Genomic DNA, 571 nt, shown 5'->3' with positions numbered 1-571 from the left:
GTAAATACAATATCATATTTTTTTAGGCCTAAGGACCTTTTGATTTGATTTTTGGCTGCTTGAAGCAGCTGTTCCGTTTCGGCTCCATATCGGTGCAAAGATGAAGGATTGCCAAAGTATCGGCTGCTTGTCTGTTCATATACGTTCAAGACTTCATCGTAAGGCTTCGTCGTTGAACTATTATCTAAATATATCATCTTTTTTACTCCTTTATGAAAGCGGTACAAGGTATGATATTTATGTTACCATAACAAAATTTAATAGAAAATTACGAAAAACTAGTATTGACTTCTAATTTTTTTACCATATAATAAGATTTGTTCGTTTCGTCATATTATCTGACAATTAATTGACAGAATATTTTAACATAATTATTAGGAGGATTTTTTTCATGAAACACTCACTGCCTGTCAAAGATACCATTATTATTGGTTTCATGCTATTTGCGTTATTCTTTGGAGCAGGAAATATGATTTATCCGCCGGAACTTGGACAAGCAGCCGGACACAACGTCTGGAAGGCCATCGGCGGATTTTTACTGACAGGGGTAGGCCTGCCGCTTCTCGGCATT

At 36.1% G+C, this 571-nt stretch carries 2 protein-coding genes; one reads left to right on the top strand and one right to left on the bottom strand.

Annotation, left to right across the window (positions count from 1 at the left end):
- The coding region (locus ACWHAR_RS30320) for an aminotransferase class V-fold PLP-dependent enzyme (protein ID WP_452088838.1) at positions 1 to 197 on the bottom strand (197 nt) is incomplete at its 3' end.
- 194 nt (positions 198 to 391) lie between these two features.
- Between ACWHAR_RS30320 and ACWHAR_RS30315 the strand changes: the two genes are divergently transcribed.
- A partial coding sequence (locus ACWHAR_RS30315) for a branched-chain amino acid transport system II carrier protein (RefSeq protein WP_452088837.1) occupies positions 392 to 571 on the top strand: 180 nt, incomplete at its 3' end.

The sequence above is a fragment of the Bacillus sp. LR--39 genome, assembly GCF_053613335.1.
This window is presented reverse-complemented; position numbering and strand designations above follow the sequence as displayed.